Genomic DNA, 21,741 nt, shown 5'->3' with positions numbered 1-21,741 from the left:
AACACGCCGTAACCACATGAATGGCCGGAAAACACCCCCGAAAACCGGGCGGGGGCGGGTCCTGACAACCGCCCCCGCCACCGGCGTCAACGCGGCGGCTCGGCGGCCGTCACCTGACGGTGGGCCAGTTCCGCCAGCCTCGCCTGCCCGTCCTTGCCCGGATGGAACCAGTCCCAGCGGCTCAACTGTTCCGCCGCGAAGGGGTACTGGAAGACGGCGCCGCCGTCGTAGCGGCACAGCGCGTCCTTCGCGCACACCTCGCGGAGCACCTCGTTGTACTCCACCACCCGCGCCCGCACCCGCTCGCGCCGGGCCGTCGCACCCGTGGCCGCCGACAGCGGATCGGCGAGCATCGACTGGCAGATTCCCAGGCTCCAGATCTTGCGCACCATCGGGTCGTCCTTGCCCTGTTCCCACAGCCGCTGGAGGTCCGGCACGCTGGAGACGTACACCTGGGTTGCGGGGGACGCGGCCCGCAGCGCCGCGAGGGCCTGCTCGAAACCGGCCCGGAACTCCGCCACCGGGGTCATCGACGAAGCCGTGGGCCGGCAGGCGTCGTTCGAGCCCACCATCACCGTGACCAGGTCGGGCTTGTGTCCGGCCGCCTCCGCAAGCTGCCCCGGCAGGTCAGCCATGCGCGATCCCGTCACCGCGTGGTTCCAGCTGCGGACGGGTGCCCGGGCCTCCCCGAGCAGCCGCTCGGCCAGGGAGCGGACCGCGGGGTCGTTGCCCGTGACCCAGGAGACCTCCGGGCAGTCGGCGAGCACCGAACAGGCGTCGAAGCCGCGGGTGATGGAGTCGCCCACCGCCGCGATCGAGGTGGGCGCCGTGTTCCAGCGCGGCGCGGCCTGCGCCCCGCGCTCGCCCTCGTCGCCCGAGCCGTCCGGCCCGCAGCCCGACACCGCTCCGGCCAGCAGGACGGCCGCCGCTCCCGCGCCCGCGAGGGTCCGGCGCGCGCGGCGGCGCGGAGCGGTGGTGCGCATCGGATGGTCTCCCCTTCGGCGCCCCCGCATCGTTCGGGGGGTCCTGCTGAGTGAAAGCTCTGCGTTTACGGGCCTCGGAGCGACCGTACGTCACACCATGACCTCTGACGCACGGTAGCTTTTTCCCGTGGCGTTTCGGCCGCAGGTCCCGTAGCGCAATGTCAAATAATTTCCGTTACATTACATCACGTCACATACTGTCCGTTTTCTGGAGTTTATTCCCGACCTCGTCCCACACTGGAGGTCCCGGTGACGACACGTGGAGTTCTGTACGTGCATTCCGCACCGCGCGCGCTCTGCCCGCACGTGGAATGGGCTGTTGCGGGCGTGCTCGGGGTGCGGGTGAACCTCGACTGGATCAGGCAGCCCGCCTCCCCGGGCACCTGGAGAGCCGAGTTCTCCTGGCAGGCCGAAGCGGGCACCGCCTCGAAACTCGCCTCCGCACTGCGCGGCTGGCACCTGCTGCGCTTCGAGGTGACAGCGGAACCCTGCCCGACCGCCGAGGGGGAGCGCTACAGCTCCACCCCGGAGCTCGGCATCTTCCACGCCGTCACCGGCATGCACGGCGACATCCTCATCCCGGAGGACCGGCTGCGCGCCGCCCTCGCCCGGTCCGCGCAGGGCGAGACCGACCTGGAGGCGGAGATCGCCAAACTGCTCGGCAAGCCCTGGGACGACGAACTGGAGCCCTTCCGCTACGCGGGCGAGGGCGCCCCGGTGCGCTGGCTCCACCAGGTCGTCTGAGCGGCCCGTACACGCGAAAGGCCCCACCCGGCGGATGCCGGGCGGGGCCCTTCGTGCGTAAGGGGTCAGACGGTGCGGAACGCGAGGGTCACGTTGTGCCCGCCGAACCCGAAGGAGTTGTTGATCGCGGAGATCGGGCCGTCCGTCGGCAGCTTGCGCGGCTCGCCGCGCACGATGTCCGCGTCGATGTCGTCGTCGATGTCGTCGAGGTTGATCGTCGGCGGGGCCAGCCGGTTGTACAGCGCCAGCACGGTCGCGACGGTCTCGATACCGCCCGCGCCGCCCAGCAGGTGACCGGTCATCGACTTGGTCGCGGAGATCGCGATGTGGTCGAGGTCGTCGCCCAGCACCTTGCGCAGGGCCTTCAGCTCGGCCGTGTCACCCTGCGGGGTGGACGTGGCGTGCGCGTTCAGGTGGACCAGCTCGGCCGGGTCGAGCCCCGTGTTGTCGAGCAGGTTCTGCACCGCAGCCGCGACACCGCGGCCGGTCGGCTCGGGCTGCGCGATGTGGTGGCTGTCCGCGGACAGGCCCTGGCCCAGCACCTCGCAGTAGACCCGGGCACCGCGCGCGGCGGCGTGCTCGGCGGACTCCAGGACGACGACGCCCGCGCCCTCGCCCAGGACGAAGCCGTCACGGCCCTTGTCGTACGGGCGGGAAGCCAGCTCGGGGTGCTCGTTGTTCTTGGACATCGCCATCATGTTGGCGAACGCGGCGATCGGCAGCGGGTGGATCGCCGCCTCGGTGCCGCCCGCGACGACCACGTCGGCACGGCCGCTGCGGATCATCTCGACGGCGTAGCCGATGGCCTCGGCGCCGGAGGCGCAGGCGCTGACCGGGGTGTGCACGCCCGCCTGGGCGTTGACCTCCAGGCCCACGTTGGCCGACGGGCCGTTCGGCATGAGCATCGGGACGGTGTGCGGGGAGACCCGGCGCACACCCTTCTCCTTCAGCACGTCGTACTGGTCGAGCAGGGTCGTCACGCCGCCGATGCCGGAGGCGATGACGGTGCCGAGGCGCTCGGGCGCGACACCCGCGTCCTCGCCCGCGGGAGCGGTGTAGCCGGCGTCGGCCCACGCCTCGCGGGCCGCGATCAGGGCGAACTGCGCCGAGCGGTCGAGCTTGCGGGCCAGCGGCCGGGGCAGGACCTCGCTCGGGTCCACGGCGGCCGGTGCGGCGATACGGACCGGGAGTTCGGCGAACCGCTCGCCCTCGAGGGGCTTTACGCCGGAACGGCCGGCGAGCAGACCTTCCCAGGTCGAAGCGCTGTCGCCACCCAGCGGAGTGGTTGCGCCGATACCGGTGACGACCACGGTGCGATTGGTCGGGCTCACAGGAATTCTTTCTCCACGTCTCAGGGGGTGCTGAATTGTCACGGCGCCACCGCCAGGTGGCGACAAACGCTCGTCAGGCTCAGGCCTGGTGCTTCAGGATGTAGCTCGCGGCGTCGCCGACCGTCTTGAGGTTCTTGACGTCCTCGTCCGGGATCTTGACGTCGAAGCGCTCTTCGGCGGCGACGACGACCTCGACCATGGACAGGGAGTCGACGTCCAGGTCGTCCGTGAAGGACTTGTCGATCTCGACGTCCTCGACGGGGATGCCGGCGATCTCGTTGACGATCTCCGCGAGACCGGCGACGATCTCTTCCTGCGTGGCGGCCATGTGGCGCTCCTTCTCTGGGTAACTGGGTAAAGCAGGACCGGGACGTGGTTCCCGGTCCTAGGGGAGGGTAACGACCGTCGCGGCGTAGACGAGTCCCGCCCCGAAGCCGATGACGAGCGCGGTGTCGCCGCTCTTCGCCGCTCCGGTCGCCAGGAGCCGCTCCATAGCGAGCGGGATCGAGGCGGCCGAGGTGTTGCCGGTCGTCTCCACGTCACGGGCGACCGTGACGTGCTCCGGCAGCTTCAGAGTCTTCACCATCGAGTCGATGATCCGCATGTTTGCCTGGTGCGGAATGAAGACGTCCAGGTCGTCGGCGGTGATCCCGGCGGCGTCGAGCGCCTGCTGGGCCACCTTGGCCATCTCGAAGACGGCCCAGCGGAAGACCGCCTGACCCTCCTGCGTGATGGCCGGGAACTTCTCGGCGCTGTCCTTGCTGCGGTACTCGTCCCACGGCACGGTCTGCTTGATGGTCTCGGACTTGTCGCCCTCCGAACCCCACACCGTGGGGCCGATGGCCGGCTCGTCCGAGGGGCCCACGACCACGGCGCCGGCGCCGTCACCGAACAGGAAGGCCGTCGCGCGGTCCTCCAGGTCGGTCAGGTCCGAGAGCCGCTCCACGCCGATGACGAGCACGTACTCCGCCGACCCCTCCACCACCATGCCCTTGGCCAGGGTCAGGCCGTAGCCGAAACCGGCACAGCCCGCGGAGATGTCGAAGGCGGCGGGCTTGACCGCGCCGATCCGGTGCGCGATCTCGGTCGCGACGGCCGGGGTCTGCTTGAAGTGCGAGACCGTCGAGACGATCACGGCACCGATCTGCTCGGGGGAGACACCGGCGTCGGCCAGCGCCTTCCCCGAGGCCTCCACCGACATCGCGGCGACGGTCTCCTGGGGCGAGGCCCAGTGCCGGGTCGCGATGCCCGAACGGGAGCGGATCCACTCGTCGGACGAGTCGATCGTCTCGAGGATGACCTCGTTGGGCACCACACGGGTCGGACGGTAGCCGCCGACCCCGAGGATGCGGGCGTACGGGGAGCCCTTGGCCGGCTTGATCTTGGACATGCTGTGTGGGCTCCTTCTCTCAGGCCGGCTGCTCGGCGACGAGCGCCGCGGCCTTGTCGAGATCGTCCGGGGTCTTCAGGGCCACGCTCGGTACGCCCTTCAGCGCGCGCTTGGCCAGACCCGTCAGGGTGCCGCCGGGGCACAGCTCGATGATCCCCGTGACGCCCAGCTCCGCGAACGTCTCCATGCACAGGTCCCAGCGGACGGGGTTCGCGACCTGGCCGACCAGGCGGGCGACGACGTCGGCGCCCGTGGTGACGACGAGGCCGTCCTTGTTCGAGACGTACTTCAGCGCCGGGTCCGCCGGGGTCAGGGCCTCGGCGGCCTTCTCCAGCGTGGCGACCGCGGGGGCCATGTGGTGCGTGTGGAAGGCGCCCGCGACCTTGAGGGCGACGACCTTCATGGAGCCTTCGGGCTTGTCGGCCTCCAGGGCAGCGATCTGCTCCATGGTGCCGGCGGCCACGATCTGGCCCGCGCCGTTGATGTTGGCGGGGGTCAGACCCAGCTTCTCCAGGTGTGCGACGACCACGTCACGGTCGCCGCCGAGGACCGCGGCCATGCTGGTCTCGGTGACGGCGGCGGCCTCGGCCATGCCCAGACCGCGGGTACGGACGAACGACAGCGCGTCGGCGTCGGTCAGTACACCGGCGTACGCGGCGGCGGTGATCTCACCGACGCTGTGGCCCGCGACGGCACCGAACGCCGAACGGCCGTGCCCATGGGACGTGGCCAGTGCGTCGGCGGACAGCAGACCCGCGGCGACCAGCAGCGGCTGGGCCACGGCCGTGTCGCGGATCTCGTCCGCGTCGGCCTTCGTGCCGTAGTGGGCAAGGTCGAGCCCGATGGCGTCCGACCAGGCGGCGACGCGGTCGGCGGCACCGGGAAGGTCGAGCCAGGGAGTCAGGAAGCCGGGCGTCTGAGCGCCTTGGCCGGGAGCGACGAGTACGAGCACCCTCACACTCTCTCTTGTGGATGGTCCCTGCCGCCCGTGGGGACAGGGACCAAGAACCGTCGGGGTAATTGTTGATGTCCGACAAAAGTCTAGGACTGGGGATCGCCGTCGGCCAGACGCCCGAGGATCAGGGCGATCCGCAGCGTGAACGCCGAACGGACATCGGAGGGTGACCAGCCGGTGACGTCGGTCACACGTCGCAGCCGGTAGCGCACCGTGTTGGGGTGCACGAACAGCATCCGAGCAGCCCCTTCGAGGCTGCTCGCCTGCTCCAGGTACACGCTCAGCGTCTCGAGCAGAGCCGAGCCCGCTTCCTCAAGCGGTCTGTAGATCTCCTCCACCAGCTGCTCCCGGGCGGAGGGATCCGAGGCGATCGCGCGCTCCGGCAGGAGATCATCCGCCAGGACCGGGCGCGGAGCATCCTGCCACGCCGTACACGCCTTCAGCCCGGCCGCCGCGGCCTGCGCCGACTTCGTCGCGTTCAGCAGGTCGGGCACCACCGGTCCGGCCACCACCGGTCCGGCCGCGAACGGCCCGATCAGCGACTTCGCGACCTGCATCGGGTTGTCGCTGCCGCCCGCGATGACCACCAGGCGGTCCCCGAGCACGCCGGTGAGGACCTGCAGCTTGTGGTGGCGGGCCGCGCGCCGGATCGCCTCGACCGTCAGTTCGCTGTCGCCCTCCGGCGCGGTGCCCAGCACCACGCACACGTGCTCCGGGGAATTCCAGCCCAGTGCCGCGGCCCGCGACAGCGCGCCCTCGTCGGCCTCGCCGGACAGCACCGCGTTGACGACCAGCGACTCCAGCCGCGCGTCCCACGCCCCGCGCGCCTCGGCGGCCTGCGCGTACACCTGGGCCGTCGCGAAGGCGATCTCCCGGGCGTACACCAGCAGCGCCTCGCGCAGGATCTGCTCGTCGCCCGGGGCCGCCACCTCGTCGATCGCGGCCTCCATGACCTCGATCGTGGTGCGGACCATCTCGACGGTCTGGCGCAGGGTGATCGCCCGGGTCAGCTCGCGCGGAGCCGTCCCGAACACGTCGGTGGAGATCGCCTGTGGGGTTTCCGGGTGCCGGAACCACTCGGTGAACGCGGCGATACCGGCCTGTGCGACCAGGCCGATCCAGGACCGGTTCTCCGGGGGCATCGCCCGGTACCACGGCAGGGTCTCGTCCATCCGCGCGATCGCGTTGGCGGCGAGCCGGCCGGAGGACTTCTCCAGTCGGCGCAACGTCGCGGTGTGCGGATGGACGGGCGCGGGATGCGCGGCGTGTGTTGCGGGGGAATGCTCACGTTCGGGTTGGGGCACGGGACAAGACTGCCTTATCGGGAAGGCTGTGCGGAGTCCGGTCCCGTGTCCGGGCCGGGCCCCGTCCCGCGGCTGGGGCTACCGTGGCCCTCATGATTGATGTGCGCCGCGGCGCCGACCGGTACGAGGGCGGGGACCCGGCCGCCGGGATCACGACCCGGCACGCTTTCTCCTTCGGGTCCTTCTACGACCCGGACAACCTGCGCTTCGGCCCCGTCCTGGCCTGCAACGAGGAGACCCTCGCCCCGGGCGCCGGCTTCGACGAGCACCCTCACAGCCACACCGAGATCGTCACCTGGGTGGTCGAGGGCGAGCTCACCCACCAGGACAGCACCGGCGAGAAGGGCCTGGTCCGGCCCGGGGACGTACAGCGGCTCAGCGCCGGATCCGGGGCGCGGCACGTGGAGCGCAACGACGGCACCGGGCGGCTGCGCTTCGTGCAGATGTGGCTCGCGCCGCTCGCCGCCGGCGGCGAGCCCTCGTACGAGGTGACCCGGGGCGTCGGGGACGGCACGCCCTGCGAGGTCCCCGCGGCCGGCGCCGTGCTGCACGTGCGGCGGCCGGGCGCGGGCGAGCGGGTTCCCGTACCGGCGGCGGAGCGGGTGTACCTGCACGTGGTGCGCGGGGACCTGCGTCTGGACGGCGAGGAGCTCGGCCCCGGGGACTCGGTCCGGGTCACCGGCGAGCGGGACCTGGAGATCGTCGCAGGGTCCCCGGGCGAGCTGCTGATCTGGGAGCTTCCCGCCTAGTGCTGTGACCGGCGAGGTCCACCGGGCAAACCCTTCCGGCCACAGCACCGGCTCATGCCCATCAGCGGTCAGCGGTCAGCGGCCGGCAGTCAGCGGCCGGCGAGCTCGGCCAGCACCGCGTCGGTGAACGGGGGCCAGGCCTCCACGGCCCACGGGCCGAAGGCGCGGTCCGTCAGGGCCACGCACGCCGCGCGCGCGTCCGGGTCCACCCACAGGAACGTGCCGGCCTGGCCGAAGTGGCCGAAGGTGCGCGGCGAGGAGGTGCCGCCCGTCCAGTGCGGGGACTTGCCGTCGCGGATCTCCAGGCCGAGCCCCCAGTCGTTGGGCGACTGGTGCCCGTAACCCGGCAGGACGCCCTTGAGGCCGGGGTGGACCACGGAGGTGGCCGCGGCGACCGTGCGGACGTCGAGCAGCCGCGGCGCCTGCAGTTCGGCGGCGAACCGCACGAGGTCGGAGACGGTGGAGACGCCGTCCTTGGCGGGCGAGCCCTCCAGGGTGGTCGCCGTCATGCCCAGCGGCTCGCACACCGCCTGGTGCAGGTACTCGGCGAAGGGGATGCCGGTGGCCTTGGTGATGTGATCGCCGAGCACCTCGAAACCGGCGTTCGAGTACAGCCGGCGCTGCCCGGGCGGCGCGGTCACCCGGTGTTCGTCGAAGGCCAGCCCGCTGGTGTGCGCGAGGAGGTGACGGACCGTCGAACCCTCGGGTCCGGCGGGCTCGTCCAGCTCGATCGCCCCCTCCTCGTACGCGACGAGGGCCGCGTACGCGGCGAGCGGCTTGGTGACCGAGGCCAGGGCGAAGCGGTGGTCGACGGGCCCGTGGGAGCCGGCCAGGCTCCCGTCGGCGCGTACGACGGCCGCCGCGGCGGTCGGCACCGGCCAGTTCTCGATGATCCGCAGGCTTTCCATGCCGTTGACGGCCTCCATGCTGTGCATGCCGCCGAGCCTACTTGCTTGGAGTGCACTCCAAGGTTTTAGCGTGGAGGCCATGAGTCGGAGCCTGACGCAGACGCGGTACACGATCAGCGAGGTCGAGGCCCGGACCGGTCTGACCCAGCACACGCTGCGCTGGTACGAGCGGATCGGTCTGATGCCGCACGTGGACCGCTCCCACTCGGGGCAGCGGCGCTTCAGCGACGGGGACCTGAACTGGCTGGCCTTCGTGGGCAAGCTCCGCGCCACCGGGATGTCGGTGGCGGACATGGTCCGGTACGCCGAACTGGTGCGCGAGGGCGAGCACACGGTCGACGAGCGCCGTGAGCTGCTGGAGCGGACGCGGCGCGACGTGCGGGCGCGGCTGTCGGAGCTGACGGACGCGCTCGCCGTACTGGACTACAAGATCGATCTTTATGCGATGAAAGAGATCGCGGGGAAGGCACAGTCATGACGGAGCACGACGGCACCACCCTCGCGCGGGCCGAACTCGGCAAGGGCGGCCCGCTGGTCGGCGTCCAGGGCCTCGGCTGCATGGGCATGAGCGAGTTCTACGGGGACACCGACGAGGCGGCGGCCCGCGAGACCCTCAACGCGGCGCTGGCCGCCGGGGTCACCCTCTTCGACACCGCGGATGTCTACGGGCGGGGCCGGAACGAGGAGTTCCTCGCCCCGTTCGTGGCCGCGCACCGGGACGAGATCACCCTGGCGACGAAGTTCGCCATAGAGCGCAGCGACGACCCGCGCCACCGGGGCGTGCGCAACGACCGCCCCTACGTCCGCAGGGCGGTGGAGGACAGCCTGCGCCGGCTCGGCGTGGACGTCATCGACCTCTACTACATGCACCGGCGCGACCCGGCCGTGCCGCTCGCCGAGTCGGTGGGCGCCATGGCCGAGCTGGTGCGGGAGGGGAAGGTGCGCCACCTCGGGCTCAGCGAGGTCACCGGCGCGGAGCTGCGCGAGGCGCACGCCGTGCACCCGATCGCGGCGCTGCAGTCGGAGTGGTCGCTGTTCAGCCGGGACGTGGAGCGCAGCGCGGTGGGCGCGGCGGCGGAGCTGGGCGTGGCCTTCGTGCCGTACTCACCGCTGGGCCGGGGCTTCCTGACCGGCTCCTTCGCGGACGCGTCCGAGGAGCTGTCGCAGGACGACTTCCGCCGCAGCCAGCCGCGGTTCATCGGTGACAACGCCAAGGCCAACGCGGCCCTGCTGGCCCCGGTCCGGCAGATCGCCGGGGCACACGGGGCGAGCCCGGCGCAGATCGCCCTGGCCTGGGTGCAGCAGCGGGCCCTGGTGCACGGCCTGACCGTCGTCCCGATCCCGGGCACCCGCAAGGCGGTCCGCGTCCGCGAGAACGTCGCGGCCGCCGGGATCACCCTGTCGGAGGCGGAACTGGCCCTGCTGGAGCCGATCGCCGCGCAGGTGGCGGGCGACCGCTACCCCGACATGACCTTCACCTCCGCGGCCCGCGAGGCCTGACCCCGCGGTCCGGCCTACCGGGAATCCGCGGTGAAACGGTCCCGCAGCGCCGTGTACTCGGCGTCCGTGAGCAGCCCCGCCGTGTGCAGCTCGCTCAGGTGCCGCAGGCGGTCGTCGCCCGGGCGGGCGCCGGGGACCGCGGACACCGCGGCACGGCCGCGCACCGCGGCGAGGACCGCCGCGGCGAACGGCAGTGACTCGTGCGCCGCTCCGTACCCCATGCCGAAGACGGCGGCCGCGAGGTCGTGGTCCGGCCGGGGGTCGGCGGCGGCGTCCCGCAGGAGCAGCCGGAGGTGCCCGCCGGGGCCGTCGGGGGACCTCCACTCCACGCCGGTGAGGGCCGAGAGGGGGTAACGCTGGTCGCCCGCCTTCCACTTGGTGGAGGTGGCACCCGTACGGGACCAGCGGAAGGCGACCGCCGAACCGTCGAAGCCCACCCGCGCGTCGTAGGCCTTCAGGTGCCGTGGCGGCCCCGGTACGTCGACCAGGAAGCGGTCGGCCGGCTCGGCGGCGTCGGGCCCGAGCCGCAGGCGCAGTGCTTCGGCGAAGGCGGCGGCGCACGGGGCCCGTTCGCCCGGCAGCACCAGCCGGTACGGGTCGCAGGACTCCTTCAACTGCCCGGCCGCGGCTTCCATCAGCGGATCGGCGCCCGGCCGGGGGTGGGCGCGCAGCACCACCGTGTCCCGCTTCCCGGCGGTCACGGTCACCCCGGACACCGCTTCCACGGGGATCCGGCGTGAGCCGAGGGCGTGAAAGAGTCTCGGCGTCCTCGGCGTTCTCATCCCCCGTGCGAAGCGGATGAGCACCGAGTCCGAGTCGAACTCCCAGACGGCATGGTTTCCGGCCAGTACGTCACCCATGCGGCACATGGTAAAGGGAGGGGCCCCTGCGCGTCCCCCTCGGTGCGGGGCCCGATTTCCGCGCCTCTACGCGCGTCAGTCCTGCTCTGCCCCGGAAGATCCACGGCGGCAGGCGTCGCCGCTGGTCGCGCAGACCACGGAACCGAATGCGCCGGTTCCGATTTTGGCGAAGTTGTCCACCGAGTCGGTCCCTGGCGCGAAATAGCCGGTGTGACTCTTGGCCGTCGCCGCGGACAGCAGCCGCGCGCCGAACTCCGGGGACACCGGGTCGGCTCCGTGGCCCAGCCCGCCGACCTCCAGGTGCGGCACGTCCGCGATCCAGTCGCCCTCGTCCCGCGTGGCCCAGACCCGGGCCGAGGTGTGCAGTCCGGCGACGTTCTCCGCGCGCATTCCGGGGCTGCCCGCCACCACGATGTCCGTCACCCGTGCCGGCAGCTCGTGCGCGGCCACGCCGCACACCACCGATCCGTAGCTGTGGCAGAACAGTGCCACGCCGGAGTCCCCGGGCAGGGCCATGGTCAGTGCCCTGAGCCTGACGGCGCCGTCGACGGCCATCCGGCCCGTGGCGGCGTCCATGCCGACCCCGGTGGGCGCGGTGTAGCCGGCCCAGGCGATGACCGCGGTCCGGCTGTCCGGGGCGGCCGCGCGCTGCGCCTCGTACAGGGACTCGGCCATGCCGACCGGGGCGGTGAAGCGGCGCTGGGTGCGTTCGAAGGTGAGCACGTCGGTGTCGACGCCGGGGACGATCACCGAGACGCGGCGGGCCTCGTCGAGGTCGCCGAAGACCTCTGCCACGAGGCCGTCGCCGGTGGGATCGAAGGTGAGGATCTGCCGGCCCGGCTCGGCGAGCGAGGCGAAGCGGTGGGAGCGCCGGACGGCCGTCGCGCGGTCGGCCGGGGTCAGGGCGACATCGCGGCCGCGCGCCTCCTCGACCTGGCCGGCCCGCTCCAGGCCGATGCGGTTGGCCCGGTAGCGGGTGGCGGCGGGGGCCCCGCCGAGGTTGCCCACGACGAAGGGGTAGCCGTCGGCGAGCCGGGCCCGCTGGGCGTCGTCGAGCCCGGCGAAGAAGCGGGCCACCGTCCGTACGGGGGCGTCCGCGGGCGGTACCGGACGGCCCTCGACCCGGGCCGATGCCCAGGCGGCGAGGGCCGCGGCCCGCAGCGGGGTGCCGCCCTCGGGCCGGTGCACCGCCGTCCAGCCGGTGGTCGCCAGCATGACGAAGACCACCGCGAGCGCGAGCAGGGTGCGCAGGGCGGCGGGGCGCGGGTCGGCGCCGGGGGCGGTGGGGTGGGCAAGGCCGGGCAGTTTCACTGCGACCAGCGTAGGAGACGCCTTCCGGCCACGGCGCGCCGGGTGACGGGACTCACGGCCGACCGGGTCGCCGGGCAACTCCGGTCACCCTGCTGCCCGCCGGGTCCCGCTGCCGCCGGTCAGTCCCGGCCCGCGGCGGGCGGGCGGCGCCAATCCGCCGCCAGCGCAGGGCCGATCCGGTCCAGGTACGTTTCGGTCATCCGCCGGATCGCGGCCACGCTGGTGTCCTCGCCCTGTCCCCACAGCCGCCCGGTGACTCGCATCACACCCGAGAACGCGGCGACGGCCACCCGCGGCCGGGGGTCGGCGTCCACGTCCAGGCCCTCACGGTCGGCGATCAGCCGGGCGATCCGCTCCTCCAACTCGGTGGAGCGGCGCAGATGTACGGCGAGGAGGGCCGGGGTGGACTCGATCAGCTGGTAGCTGCGCATGTAGAGGTCGACGGGAACCACCTCGGAGATGGCCTCCTCGACGGTGTCCCAGGCGGCGAGCACCGCGCCCCGCATCGCCGCGAACGGGCCCTCCGAGGGCGGCCTGGCCTGCAGTTCGGCGAAGAAGTGCGACTCGACCAGGTCCTGGACGGCGAAGGCGACCTCCTCCTTGTTCGCGAAGTAGCGGAAGAAGGTCCGCTGCGACACGTCCACGGCGTCGGTGATCTCGTCGACGGTGGTCCGCTCGTACCCCTGGGAGATGAAGAGCAGCAGGGCGGCGCGCAGCAGCGCGTCCCGGGTGCGCCGCTTCTTGCGCTCACGCAGTCCCGCCACCACCGGGGCGGCCGGCGCAGGCCGCTCGTCGGTCATCACCGTGGGGCTCCTTTCCTAGCTCTTGCGCTCTTCTGACGCCGAGTGAGCGGTCAGGTTACCTGTGACCTACGCGACAGAAGCCGTCCCGCTAAGCCGTTTGTGAAGTGTCAGCCGCTGTCACTAGCCTGTTCGCATGACTAGTCAGATCACCGTCGACGAGCAGGTGCCCGCCAAGGAACCAGGATCGGCACCGGCCCCCACGGGCCTGCGCGGCCATCCCTGGCTGACCCTCTTCGCCGTCGCGATCGGCGTCATGATGGTCGCCCTCGACGGCACGATCGTCGCCGTCGCCAACCCCGCGATCGCGGCGGACCTCAACGCCTCGCTCGCCGACATCCAGTGGATCACCAACGGCTACATGCTGGCCCTCGCGGTCTCCCTGATCACCGCGGGCAAGCTCGGTGACCGCTTCGGCCACCGCCAGACCTTCCTCGTGGGCATCGCCGGCTTCGGGCTCTCCTCCGCCGTGATCGGCCTGTCCGACGGCGTCGAGCTCGTCATCGCCGCCCGCGTCGCGCAGGGCCTCTTCGGCGCGCTGCTGATGCCCGCCGCGCTCGGCCTGCTGCGCGCCACCTTCCCCGCCGAGAAGCTCAACATGGCCATCGGCATCTGGGGCATGGTCATCGGGGCCTCGACGGCCGCGGGACCCATCATCGGCGGCCTCCTCGTCGAGCACCGCAGCTGGCAGTCCGTCTTCTTCATCAACGTCCCCGTCGGGGTCGTCGCGCTCCTCCTCGGCCTGGTCATCCTGGTCGACCACCGCGCCCCGAACGCCCCGCGCTCCTTCGACCTCCTGGGCATCCTGCTGCTGTCGGGCGCGATGTTCTCCCTGATCTGGGCCCTGATCAAGGCCGGGGAGTGGGGCTGGGGCGACTGGAAGACCCTGTTCTTCCTCGCCGCCTCCGTGCTCTGCTTCGTGTTGTTCGCCGTCTGGGAGACGAAGGTCGCGGAACCGCTGATCCCGCTGGACATGTTCCGCTCGCTGCCGCTGTCCGCGGGCACCGTGCTGATGGTGCTGATGGCCTTCGCCTTCATGGGCGGCCTCTTCTTCGTCACCTTCTACCTGCAGAACGTGCACGGCATGAGCCCGGTCGACAGCGGCCTGCACCTGCTTCCGCTGACCGGCATGATGATCGTCGGCTCGCCGCTGGCCGGCGCCCTCATCACCTGGGTCGGCCCACGGATCCCGCTCGTCGGGGGCATGGTCGCCACCGCCGCCGCCTGCTTCGGGATGGCCCGGCTGACCCCCGGGACCGGCACGCTCACCATGTCGCTCTGGTTCGCCCTGCTCGGCCTCGGGCTCGCGCCCGTCATGGTCGGCGCCACCGAGGTCATCGTCGGCAACGCCCCGCTGGAGCTGTCCGGCGTGGCCGGCGGGCTCCAGCAGGCCGCCATGCAGGTCGGCGGCAGCCTGGGCACCGCCGTCCTGGGCGCGGTCATGGCCAGCGCCGTCGGCAACTCGTTCGGGGACAACTGGAGCGCGGCGGGACTGCCTCCGCTGGCCCCGCAGGAGCAGGCACTGGTGGAGAAGGGGGTCCAGGTCGGCATGGCCCCCGTCCCGCCGGGCACCCCGGAGCCCGTCGCGCAGGCGATCGCCGGGGTCGCGCACGACACCTTCGTGTCCGGCATGAGCACCGCCTTCACCGTCGCCGGCGCGGTCGCGGTCCTCGCCGCCGTCGTCGCCTGCTTCACCAAGCGCGGAGAGAACGCCGCCGCGGGGGCGGGCGCCGCGCACGTCTGAGGTCCGCCCCCAGCGCCGGCGGAGGCGTCAACTCCGCACGTACGACAGCCCCGCCGGACGGTTCCGGCGGGGCTGTCGCCTATCAGGGTGGACCTGGCCGAGGCCCCTTCCGCTCGGCCATCGGCGCAGGTCAGCGTGGTGTCGGCGGAGCTCCGGCAGCGGTCCGGGGCACGTTCGTCCACAAGGAGTTGACCCGTCATGCGTACGTGGAGCACCACTCTCGCCGTCGTCGGCCTGGCCCTCACCGCCCTCATCCCGAGCACGTCCGGCGCGGCGCACGCCGCCGGCCCGGCCACGCTCGGGGCCTGTGCGACCGGGCAGCTGTGCCTGTGGGCGAAGCCCGACTTCAAGGGCACCAGGCACACCCACGAGCTGAGCACCCTGGACATCAACAGCTGCACCGCCCTGCCCGCGGGGACCAGCGCCCAGTCCCTCACCAACCGGCTCGGCCGCCCGGTGACCACCTACCAGTCGGCGCAGTGCGCGGAGACCGGCGAGTTCCAGACCTACCCGGGCGACGGGGTCTGGCTGCCGCAGTCGCCCTACCAGGTCAGGGCGTTCAAGGTGTGGGAGACGTAGCCTCGCGCGGCGCCGGGGCGCCGGCCGGGTCGACCGGACCGACCGGACCGGCCGCCCCGCCGCCCAGCGCCGCGACCTCCGCGCGCAGCTCCCGCACCTCCGCGTGGAGTTCCCGCAGGGCCGCCAGATGCAGCCGCTCCACCTGGTCGTCCCGTTCGAAGCGGGCGATGAACCAGGCGGCGATGTTGGCGGTCACCACACCGAGCAGGGCGATCCCGGACAGCATCAGCCCCACGGCGAGCACCCGGCCGAGACCGGTCGTGGGGGAGTGGTCGCCGTACCCGACCGTCGTCATGGTGGTGAAGGACCACCACACCGCGTCGCCCAGGTTCTTGATGTTCCCGTCGGGGGCGTCCCGTTCCACGCTCAGCACCGCGAGGGAGCCGAACATCAGCAGCCCCACCACGGCCCCGGCCACATAGGTCGTCAGCCGGATCTGCGGGGCCATCCGGGCCCGGCGCCCCACCAGCATCAAGGTGGCGACCAGCCGCAGCAGCCGCAACGGCTGGACCAGCGGCAGCACCACCGCGGCCAGGTCCAGCCAGTGCGTCCGTACGAAGACCTTGCGGTCCGCGGCGAGCACCAGCCGCACCAGGTAGTCGACCGCGAAGGCCGCCCACACCGCCCACTCCGCGTGCGTGCACGCCCGGTGGACCGCGGGATCCGCGTCGGGCGCGACGATGGGCACGGCGTAGGCGACGGCGAAGGCCGCGGCGAGCACCAGCAGGGGAGCCTGCGTACGGCGCTCCCAGCGCGCCTGGCGGGAGGGTTCCTTCATGCCAGCATCGTAAAGAACGCGTAAGGGGCGCCGGGACAGGTGTCCCAACGCCCCCACGGAAGGGTGACGGCTACGCGTCCCCGCCCGCCGCGCCCGGTTCGGCCGCCGCCACGTCCAGCAGCTGGTAGCGGTCGACGGCCTGCTTCAGCACCGAACGGTCGATCCGGCCCGCCTTGGCGAGCTCGGTCAGCGTGGCCAGGACCACCGACTGGGCGTCGATGTGGAAGAAGCGCCGGGCCGCGCCGCGCGTGTCCGCGAAGCCGAAGCCGTCCGCGCCCAGCGAGGTGTACGGGCCGGGCACCCACCGCGAGATCTGGTCCGGCACCGACCGCATCCAGTCGGAGACCGCCACGAAGGGCCCCTCCGCGCCGGCCAGCTTGCGCGTCACGTACGGAACGCGCTGCTCCTCCTCCGGGTGGAGCAGGTTGTGCTCCTCCACCTCGACGGCCTCACGGCGCAGCTCGTTCCACGACGTCGCCGACCAGACGTCCGCCCGCACGTTCCAGTCGGCGGCCAGGATCCGCTGCGCCTCCAGCGCCCACGGCACCGCCACGCCCGAGGCCATGAGCTGCGCCCCGATGGTGCCCTCCGTGCCCCGCGACACCCGGTGGATGCCCTTGAGGATCCCGTCCACGTCCACGTCCGCCGGCTCGGCCGGGTGCTGGATCGGCTCGTTGTAGACGGTCAGGTAGTAGAAGACGTCCTCCGACTCGGGCCCGTACATCCGCCGCAGACCGTCCTCGACGATGTGCGCGATCTCGTAGCCGTAGGCCGGGTCGTACGCGACGCAGCCCGGGTTCGTCGAGGCCAGCAGCTGGGAGTGGCCGTCGGCGTGCTGGAGGCCCTCACCCGTCAGGGTGGTCCGGCCCGCGGTCGCGCCGAGGACGAAACCGCGCGCCAGCTGGTCGGCCATCTGCCAGAACTGGTCACCCGTGCGCTGGAATCCGAACATCGAGTAGAAGACGTAGACCGGGATCAGCGGCTCGCCGTGCGTCGCGTACGCCGAACCCGCGGCGATCAGCGAGGCGGTGCAGCCCGCCTCCGAGATGCCGTCGTGCAGCATCTGGCCGGTCGGGGACTCCTTGTACGCGAGGAGCAGGTCGCGGTCGACCGCCTCGTACTGCTGGCCCAGCGGGTTGTAGATCTTGGCGCTCGGGAAGAAGGCGTCCATACCGAAGGTGCGGTACTCGTCGGGCGCGATCAGCACGAAGCGCTTGCCGATCTCCTTGTCCCGCATCAGGTCCTTCAGGATGCGGACGAAGGCCATCGTGGTGGCGATCGACTGCTGGCCCGAGCCCTTCTTGGCCGCCGCGTAGGCCGCATCGCCCGGCAGCTCCAGCGGCTTCGCGCGCACCACACGGGTCGGCACGTAGCCACCCAGCGCCCTGCGCTGGTCGTGCATGTACTGGATCTCGGGCGACTTCGGGCCCGGGTGGTAGTACGGCGGGGCGCCGCTCTCCAGCTGCGCGTCCGTGATCGGGATGTGCAGGCGGTCGCGGAAGCGCTTGAGGTCGTCGACCGTCAGCTTCTTCATCTGGTGCGTCGCGTTGCGGCCCTCGAAGTTCGGGCCGAGCGTCCAGCCCTTGACCGTCTGCGCCAGGATGACCGTCGGCTGGCCCTTGTGGGCCTTGGCCGCCGCGTACGCCGCGTAGACCTTCTTGTGGTCGTGCCCGCCGCGGCCCAGGTGCTGGATCTGGTAGTCGGTCATGTTCTCGACCATCGCGCGCAGCCGCTGGTCCCCGCCGAAGAAGTGCTCACGGATGTACGCGCCCGACTCGGTGGCGTACGTCTGGAACTGCCCGTCAGGGGTGGAGTTCATCTTGTTGACCAGGATGCCGTCGCGGTCCTGGGCCAGCAGCGGGTCCCAGGAGCGGTCCCAGATCAGCTTGATGACGTTCCAGCCGGCGCCGCGGAACTGCGACTCCAGCTCCTGGATGATCTTGCCGTTGCCGCGTACCGGGCCGTCGAGGCGCTGGAGGTTGCAGTTCACGACGAACGTCAGGTTGTCCAGACCCTCGCGCGCGGCGATGGACAGCTGGCCGAGCGACTCCGGCTCGTCCATCTCGCCGTCACCGAGGTACGCCCATACGTGGGACTTGGAGGTGTCCGCGATCCCGCGCGCCTCCATGTACCGGTTCATCCGGGCCTGGTAGATCGCACCGAGCGGGCCGAGGCCCATCGACACGGTCGGGAACTCCCAGAAGTCCGGCATCAGCCGCGGGTGCGGGTAGCTGGAGAGGCCGTACGGGGCCTTCGACTTCTCCTGCCGGAACGCGTCGAGCTGCTGCTCGCTGAGCCGGTCCAGGAGGTAGGCGCGGGCGTAGATGCCGGGGGAGGCGTGGCCCTGGAAGAAGATCTGGTCGCCGCCGTCGCCCTCGTCCTTGCCCCGGAAGAAGTGGTTGAAGCCCACGTCGTAGAGGGAGGCGGAGGAGGCGAAGGTCGCGATGTGGCCGCCGACCCCGATGCCCGGGCGCTGGGCGCGCGAGACCATCACCGCCGCGTTCCAGCGGGTGGCGTTGAGGACCTTGCGCTCGATCTCCTCGTTGCCGGGGAAGAACGGCTCGTCCTTGGTGGCGATCGTGTTGACGTAGTCCGAGCTGCGCATCTCGGGCACGGCCACGCGCTTCTCACGGGCACGCTCGATCAGCCGCAGCATCAGGTAGCGGGCGCGCTCACGGCCCCGCTCGTCGACTGCGGCGTCCAGGGAGTCGAGCCACTCCTGCGTCTCCTCCGGATCGAAGTCCGGGACCTGACTCGGCAGGCCGCCAATGATGATCGGATTGCGATCGGATGCGGAAGCCACGCTGTTCCTTCGCTGTCGGGGGAGTCGTGCCTTGGGTTCGCCGCCTCCCATGGTCTTACGCTCGACCTCAATCGTCATCTCTACCACCGGGTAATCCCTGGAGACGGCAGGGAGCCCCGGGGAGGGGATCGATGGCAGGTGCGGCCAAATCGCAACCTTACGCCCGAGCCGGGCGCCTCCTTCGAGAGGCCGTCGGTCCCTCGAACAGGTAGGAAAGTCCTGAAGCGATGACGAATGAACCGGAATGGTGTGGGATGAATCACCCGAGGTGTATACGCAGGGGCTGAAAGTTGCGGCGAGACGGCCGCAATCGTCACCGTTTCGACGGTCTCGGCGGCCGGGTACTTGCGCGATCCGCCGCGCCCGTGTGGACTACGTCCAATGCTGCGCGTACGCGCGCCGCCGAAGAACATTCACCGAACATGAGCAGGAGGCACCCCGTGAGCGCGACCGCGGACCACGCGGAGAACCTGGCCGCCCGGCTGGGTTTCCAGTCCGAACAGGTGGTCCAGGAGATCGGCTACGACGACGACGTCGATCAGGAATTCCGGGACGTCGTTGACGGCCTCGTCGGCGAACTCGTCGACGAGGACTACGACGACGTCGCCGACGCCGTGCTGCTGTGGTTCCGGGAGGACGACGGCGATCTGGCGGACGTACTGGTCGATGCCACCGAGCTGATCGAGGACGGCGCACTGATCCTGCTGCTGACTCCCAAGACGGGCCGTCCCGGCTACGTCGAGGCCAGCGACATCAAGGAAGCCGCGGAGACGGCCGGCCTCTCGCTGGCCAAGGGTCTCCCGGTCGGCAAGGAGTGGGGCGCCACCAAGCTGGCGACGCCCAAGACCGCCGTCAAGTCCAAGCGCTGAGCCGCGCCCCGCAGCCGAGCGGACACTTTGTCACCCCGTCGACCCCGGTCGGCGGGGTGCGTGCGTTCGCGGCCGGGGCGTGCATAGGCTTTGCCTCACCCGAACAGCCCAACGCAGGTATGCAGGAACGAAGGGACGCGAGAGATGGCGATCCAGGTCGGCGACAAGGCCCCCGACTTCGAGCTCAAGGACAACCACGGCGCCACCGTGCGGCTCTCCGACTTCCGGGGGGAGAAGGCCGTGGTGCTGCTCTTCTACCCGTTCGCCTTCACGGGCGTCTGCACCGGCGAGCTGTGCGAGCTGCGCGACCAGCTGCCGCGCTTCCAGAACGACGACGTCCAGCTCCTCGCGGTCTCCAACGACTCCGTGCCGACCCTCCGGGTCTTCGGCGAGCAGGAGGGCCTGGACTACCCGCTGCTGTCGGACTTCTGGCCCCACGGGGAGACCTCCCGCGCGTACGGGGTCCTCGACGAGGAGAAGGGGTGCGCGGTCCGCGGCACCTTCATCATCGACAAGGACGGCGTCGTGCGCTGGACCGTCGTCAACGGACTGCCCGACGCGCGTGACCTGAACGAGTACATCAAGGCCCTCGACAGCCTCTGAGGCCCGCCGCCGGCGCCGGTCGGCCCACGGCCCGCCCGTGGTCGGCCCGGCCGCAGTTCGCTTCGAAAACCGCGTATACGCGGGAACCCGTCACTAGGATCGAAACGTTGATCCGGTAGCTCCCCCAGCTACCGCTGGGGGCCCCAGCACGACGGGGCACCGCCCCACACACATGAACCCAATGGAGGACCCGTGGGAGTCAGCCTCAGCAAGGGCGGCAACGTCTCGCTGACCAAGGCCGCGCCTAACCTGACGGCGGTCATCGTAGGTCTGGGCTGGGATGCTCGCACCACCACCGGTGTCGACTTCGACCTCGATGCCAGCGCGATCCTGACCAACGACCAGGGCAAGGTCGCCAGCGACGCGAACTTCGTCTTCTTCAACAACCTCAAGAGCCCCGACGGCTCGGTCGAGCACACCGGTGACAACACCACCGGTGAGGGCGAGGGCGACGACGAGGCGATCAAGGTCAACCTCGCCGGGGTCCCGGCCGATGTCGCCAAGATCGTCTTCCCTGTCTCGATCTACGAGGCCGAGAGCCGTCAGCAGAGCTTCGGCCAGGTCCGCAACGCGTACATCCGCGTCGTGAACCAGGCCGACAACACCGAGCTCGCCCGCTACGACCTCTCGGAGGACGCCTCGACCGAGACCGCCATGGTCTTCGGCGAGCTGTACCGCAACGGCGCGGAGTGGAAGTTCCGCGCCATCGGCCAGGGGTACGCCTCGGGCCTGCGCGGCATCGCGCAGGACTTCGGCGTCAACGTCTGACCCTGAGAGCCACCACCCGTCCGGCGCCGTGCACTGTGTGTACGGCGCCGGACCGGCTTTACGGCCCGCACGGCCCGCACCGCCCGCTCACGGCAGGACCCGCCAGACCGCCAGACGGCAGGACCCGCCAGACCGTCAGACAGCCAGACCGCCACACCGTCGTCCGGGGAGGACCACAACATGGGCGTCACACTCGCCAAGGGGGGCAATGTCTCCCTCTCCAAGGCCGCACCGAACCTCACCCGGGTTCTGATCGGCCTCGGATGGGACGCGCGCTCGACCACGGGCGCGGACTTCGACCTCGACGCCAGCGCGCTGCTGTGCAGCAGCGGCCGGGTGCTGGGGGACGAGTACTTCGTCTTCTACAACAACCTGAAGAGCCCCGAGGGCTCCGTCGAACACACGGGGGACAATCTCACCGGCGAGGGTGAGGGCGACGACGAGTCGATCATCATCGACCTCACCAAGGTGCCGGACCGCGTGGACAAGATCGTCTTCCCGGTCTCGATCCACGAGGCGGACTCCCGCCGACAGAGCTTCGGCCAGGTCAGCAATGCTTTCATCCGCGTGGTGAGCCAGGCGGACGGCCAGGAGCTGGCCCGCTACGACCTCTCCGAGGACGCCTCCAGCGAGACCGCGATGATCTTCGGCGAGGTCTACCGGTACGGGGGTGAGTGGAAGTTCCGTGCGGTGGGGCAGGGGTACGCGTCGGGCCTGAGGGGCATCGCTCTAGACTTCGGGGTCAACGTTTCGTAAAGCCGT

At 71.2% G+C, this 21,741-nt stretch carries 22 protein-coding genes; 10 read left to right on the top strand and 12 right to left on the bottom strand.

What is annotated here, in order from left to right; translation table 11 throughout:
- Positions 1 to 86 precede the first annotated feature (86 nt).
- Positions 87 to 983 (bottom strand): SGNH/GDSL hydrolase family protein, encoded by an 897-nt coding sequence (locus ACFCZ1_RS12250; RefSeq protein ID WP_376678314.1) that lies wholly within the window; start codon positions 981 to 983, stop codon positions 87 to 89.
- A gap of 249 nt (positions 984 to 1,232) precedes the next feature.
- Here ACFCZ1_RS12250 and ACFCZ1_RS12245 point away from each other — a divergent pair, with 249 nt between their 5' ends.
- Positions 1,233 to 1,727, top strand: coding sequence for a DUF3145 domain-containing protein (locus tag ACFCZ1_RS12245; RefSeq protein WP_328925513.1), 495 nt, complete (start codon positions 1,233 to 1,235; stop codon positions 1,725 to 1,727).
- Positions 1,728 to 1,792: 65 nt separating this feature from the next.
- Here ACFCZ1_RS12245 and ACFCZ1_RS12240 read toward each other — a convergent pair whose 3' ends face one another.
- The 5 genes from ACFCZ1_RS12240 to ACFCZ1_RS12220 all read right to left on the bottom strand — a co-directional run bounded on the left by ACFCZ1_RS12240 (position 1,793) and on the right by ACFCZ1_RS12220 (position 6,707).
- Positions 1,793 to 3,058: a beta-ketoacyl-[acyl-carrier-protein] synthase family protein gene (locus tag ACFCZ1_RS12240; RefSeq protein WP_376678313.1), complete on the bottom strand. Its 1,266-nt coding sequence runs from the start codon at positions 3,056 to 3,058 to the stop codon at positions 1,793 to 1,795.
- Between the two features lie 79 nt (positions 3,059 to 3,137).
- Positions 3,138 to 3,386, bottom strand: coding sequence for an acyl carrier protein (locus ACFCZ1_RS12235; protein WP_360899160.1), 249 nt, complete (start codon positions 3,384 to 3,386; stop codon positions 3,138 to 3,140).
- 57 nt (positions 3,387 to 3,443) lie between these two features.
- On the bottom strand, positions 3,444 to 4,448 hold the full coding sequence (locus ACFCZ1_RS12230; RefSeq protein WP_376678312.1) for a ketoacyl-ACP synthase III: 1,005 nt from the start codon (positions 4,446 to 4,448) through the stop codon (positions 3,444 to 3,446).
- 19 nt (positions 4,449 to 4,467) lie between these two features.
- On the bottom strand, positions 4,468 to 5,400 hold the full coding sequence (locus tag ACFCZ1_RS12225) for an ACP S-malonyltransferase (RefSeq protein WP_376678311.1): 933 nt from the start codon (positions 5,398 to 5,400) through the stop codon (positions 4,468 to 4,470).
- 89 nt (positions 5,401 to 5,489) lie between these two features.
- The gene (locus tag ACFCZ1_RS12220; protein WP_376678310.1) at positions 5,490 to 6,707 is read right to left on the bottom strand and encodes a PucR family transcriptional regulator; all 1,218 of its coding nucleotides are present in this window, start codon (positions 6,705 to 6,707) and stop codon (positions 5,490 to 5,492) included.
- Positions 6,708 to 6,799: 92 nt separating this feature from the next.
- Here ACFCZ1_RS12220 and ACFCZ1_RS12215 point away from each other — a divergent pair, with 92 nt between their 5' ends.
- On the top strand, positions 6,800 to 7,456 hold the full coding sequence (locus tag ACFCZ1_RS12215) for a pirin family protein (RefSeq protein ID WP_376678309.1): 657 nt from the start codon (positions 6,800 to 6,802) through the stop codon (positions 7,454 to 7,456).
- An 89-nt stretch (positions 7,457 to 7,545) separates the two neighbouring features.
- Here ACFCZ1_RS12215 and ACFCZ1_RS12210 read toward each other — a convergent pair whose 3' ends face one another.
- Positions 7,546 to 8,364, bottom strand: coding sequence for a serine hydrolase domain-containing protein (locus ACFCZ1_RS12210; RefSeq protein WP_376678466.1), 819 nt, complete (start codon positions 8,362 to 8,364; stop codon positions 7,546 to 7,548).
- A gap of 79 nt (positions 8,365 to 8,443) precedes the next feature.
- Here ACFCZ1_RS12210 and ACFCZ1_RS12205 point away from each other — a divergent pair, with 79 nt between their 5' ends.
- Positions 8,444 to 8,842, top strand: a complete 399-nt coding sequence (locus ACFCZ1_RS12205) for a MerR family transcriptional regulator (protein WP_376678308.1) — start codon at positions 8,444 to 8,446, stop codon at positions 8,840 to 8,842.
- Complete coding sequence (locus ACFCZ1_RS12200) at positions 8,839 to 9,864, top strand: aldo/keto reductase (RefSeq protein ID WP_376678307.1); 1,026 nt, start codon at positions 8,839 to 8,841, stop codon at positions 9,862 to 9,864. The genes ACFCZ1_RS12205 and ACFCZ1_RS12200 overlap by 4 nt, the downstream gene beginning before the upstream one ends.
- 14 nt (positions 9,865 to 9,878) lie before the next feature.
- Here the strand turns inward: ACFCZ1_RS12200 and ACFCZ1_RS12195 are convergent, their stop codons facing one another.
- The 3 genes from ACFCZ1_RS12195 to ACFCZ1_RS12185 form a co-directional block, all read right to left on the bottom strand.
- Complete coding sequence (locus ACFCZ1_RS12195; protein WP_376678306.1) at positions 9,879 to 10,724, bottom strand: DUF4429 domain-containing protein; 846 nt, start codon at positions 10,722 to 10,724, stop codon at positions 9,879 to 9,881.
- Between the two features lie 75 nt (positions 10,725 to 10,799).
- Entirely contained in the window at positions 10,800 to 12,029 is a 1,230-nt protein-coding gene (locus tag ACFCZ1_RS12190) for an alpha/beta hydrolase (protein ID WP_376678465.1), read from the bottom strand.
- A gap of 125 nt (positions 12,030 to 12,154) precedes the next feature.
- Positions 12,155 to 12,835, bottom strand: coding sequence for a TetR/AcrR family transcriptional regulator (locus tag ACFCZ1_RS12185; protein WP_376678305.1), 681 nt, complete (start codon positions 12,833 to 12,835; stop codon positions 12,155 to 12,157).
- 136 nt (positions 12,836 to 12,971) lie between these two features.
- On the opposite strand from ACFCZ1_RS12185, the gene ACFCZ1_RS12180 reads away from it, so the two are divergent.
- Positions 12,972 to 14,579, top strand: a complete 1,608-nt coding sequence (locus tag ACFCZ1_RS12180) for an MFS transporter (protein WP_376678304.1) — start codon at positions 12,972 to 12,974, stop codon at positions 14,577 to 14,579.
- 198 nt (positions 14,580 to 14,777) lie between these two features.
- A complete protein-coding gene (locus ACFCZ1_RS12175) occupies positions 14,778 to 15,158 on the top strand; it encodes a peptidase inhibitor family I36 protein (RefSeq protein ID WP_376678303.1) in 381 nt (126 codons plus the stop codon).
- Here the strand turns inward: ACFCZ1_RS12175 and ACFCZ1_RS12170 are convergent.
- Both ACFCZ1_RS12170 and aceE read right to left on the bottom strand, forming a co-directional pair.
- Positions 15,139 to 15,936, bottom strand: coding sequence for a potassium channel family protein (locus tag ACFCZ1_RS12170; protein WP_376678302.1), 798 nt, complete (start codon positions 15,934 to 15,936; stop codon positions 15,139 to 15,141). The genes ACFCZ1_RS12175 and ACFCZ1_RS12170 overlap by 20 nt on opposite strands.
- A gap of 70 nt (positions 15,937 to 16,006) precedes the next feature.
- Positions 16,007 to 18,739 (bottom strand): pyruvate dehydrogenase (acetyl-transferring), homodimeric type, encoded by a 2,733-nt coding sequence (gene aceE, locus ACFCZ1_RS12165; RefSeq protein WP_376678301.1) that lies wholly within the window; start codon positions 18,737 to 18,739, stop codon positions 16,007 to 16,009.
- A 440-nt stretch (positions 18,740 to 19,179) separates the two neighbouring features.
- Here aceE and ACFCZ1_RS12160 point away from each other — a divergent pair, with 440 nt between their 5' ends.
- The 4 genes from ACFCZ1_RS12160 to ACFCZ1_RS12145 all read left to right on the top strand — a co-directional run bounded on the left by ACFCZ1_RS12160 (position 19,180) and on the right by ACFCZ1_RS12145 (position 21,735).
- Positions 19,180 to 19,608 carry a DUF3052 domain-containing protein gene (locus ACFCZ1_RS12160; protein WP_376678300.1) on the top strand — a complete coding sequence of 143 codons (429 nt, stop codon included), beginning with the start codon at positions 19,180 to 19,182 and terminating at the stop codon, positions 19,606 to 19,608.
- A gap of 144 nt (positions 19,609 to 19,752) precedes the next feature.
- A complete protein-coding gene (locus tag ACFCZ1_RS12155; protein ID WP_376678299.1) occupies positions 19,753 to 20,211 on the top strand; it encodes a peroxiredoxin in 459 nt (152 codons plus the stop codon).
- A 192-nt stretch (positions 20,212 to 20,403) separates the two neighbouring features.
- The gene (locus ACFCZ1_RS12150) at positions 20,404 to 20,979 is read left to right on the top strand and encodes a TerD family protein (RefSeq protein WP_008739115.1); all 576 of its coding nucleotides are present in this window, start codon (positions 20,404 to 20,406) and stop codon (positions 20,977 to 20,979) included.
- Between the two features lie 180 nt (positions 20,980 to 21,159).
- Positions 21,160 to 21,735, top strand: coding sequence for a TerD family protein (locus tag ACFCZ1_RS12145; RefSeq protein WP_376678298.1), 576 nt, complete (start codon positions 21,160 to 21,162; stop codon positions 21,733 to 21,735).
- Positions 21,736 to 21,741 lie beyond the last annotated feature (6 nt).

Source organism: Streptomyces sp. NPDC056224 (assembly GCF_042267665.1).
GTDB lineage: Bacteria > Actinomycetota > Actinomycetes > Streptomycetales > Streptomycetaceae > Streptomyces.
Note: the sequence above shows the minus strand (reverse complement) of the source record. Positions and strands in the feature narration are given on the sequence as shown.

Coding starts and splice junctions, on each gene's coding strand:
- ACFCZ1_RS12205 (WP_376678308.1), top strand. CDS start 8,444: ATGAGTCGGAGCCTGACGCAGACGCGGTACACGATCAGCGAGGTCGAG.
- ACFCZ1_RS12185 (WP_376678305.1), bottom strand. CDS start 12,835: ATGACCGACGAGCGGCCTGCGCCGGCCGCCCCGGTGGTGGCGGGACTG.
- ACFCZ1_RS12215 (WP_376678309.1), top strand. CDS start 6,800: ATGATTGATGTGCGCCGCGGCGCCGACCGGTACGAGGGCGGGGACCCG.
- ACFCZ1_RS12210 (WP_376678466.1), bottom strand. CDS start 8,364: ATGGAAAGCCTGCGGATCATCGAGAACTGGCCGGTGCCGACCGCCGCG.
- ACFCZ1_RS12250 (WP_376678314.1), bottom strand. CDS start 983: ATGCGCACCACCGCTCCGCGCCGCCGCGCGCGCCGGACCCTCGCGGGC.
- ACFCZ1_RS12235 (WP_360899160.1), bottom strand. CDS start 3,386: ATGGCCGCCACGCAGGAAGAGATCGTCGCCGGTCTCGCGGAGATCGTC.
- ACFCZ1_RS12145 (WP_376678298.1), top strand. CDS start 21,160: ATGGGCGTCACACTCGCCAAGGGGGGCAATGTCTCCCTCTCCAAGGCC.
- ACFCZ1_RS12170 (WP_376678302.1), bottom strand. CDS start 15,936: ATGAAGGAACCCTCCCGCCAGGCGCGCTGGGAGCGCCGTACGCAGGCT.
- ACFCZ1_RS12195 (WP_376678306.1), bottom strand. CDS start 10,724: ATGGGTGACGTACTGGCCGGAAACCATGCCGTCTGGGAGTTCGACTCG.
- ACFCZ1_RS12200 (WP_376678307.1), top strand. CDS start 8,839: ATGACGGAGCACGACGGCACCACCCTCGCGCGGGCCGAACTCGGCAAG.
- ACFCZ1_RS12230 (WP_376678312.1), bottom strand. CDS start 4,448: ATGTCCAAGATCAAGCCGGCCAAGGGCTCCCCGTACGCCCGCATCCTC.
- ACFCZ1_RS12175 (WP_376678303.1), top strand. CDS start 14,778: ATGCGTACGTGGAGCACCACTCTCGCCGTCGTCGGCCTGGCCCTCACC.
- ACFCZ1_RS12180 (WP_376678304.1), top strand. CDS start 12,972: ATGACTAGTCAGATCACCGTCGACGAGCAGGTGCCCGCCAAGGAACCA.
- ACFCZ1_RS12155 (WP_376678299.1), top strand. CDS start 19,753: ATGGCGATCCAGGTCGGCGACAAGGCCCCCGACTTCGAGCTCAAGGAC.